Source organism: Pseudoalteromonas sp. S327, assembly GCF_005886415.1.
Classification (GTDB): domain Bacteria; phylum Pseudomonadota; class Gammaproteobacteria; order Enterobacterales; family Alteromonadaceae; genus Pseudoalteromonas; species Pseudoalteromonas atlantica.
Genome location: NZ_PNDP01000142.1, coordinates 1 through 277 on the forward strand (window position 1 = coordinate 1; position 277 = coordinate 277).

The 277-nt window shown below is 35.0% G+C and carries 1 pseudogene; it reads right to left on the reverse strand.

Annotated elements, in window-relative coordinates:
- Positions 1-207 (reverse strand): annotated as a pseudogene (locus CWB60_RS20475) (LytR/AlgR family response regulator transcription factor); the annotation flags it as partial.
- Between the last annotated feature and the right edge of the window lie 70 nt (positions 208-277).

A 277-nucleotide genomic window follows, 5' to 3' on the forward strand; every position in this document is an offset into this window, starting at 1 on the left:
AGTTAGGTGCACTATGTGAGTAGGATCATTTAAATTAGATAAGTCGTAAAAAAGCACATTAGAACGAGAGGTATCTATTTGAGCTAAACGCTGCTCGGGCATTGGTGTTTGCGAATCAAAGTGACGGTGCGCTTGCACCTGCTGAGTTAAGAATGTTGAAAATTTGCTCGTGCTAACTCTAATTAGTGCATGAAAGTAAGTAATCATAAGAAAATCCATCTCTAGAGTGTGTAGTTATAAAGACCGTGTATTTAATAAAAAATGTTAAAAATATTTA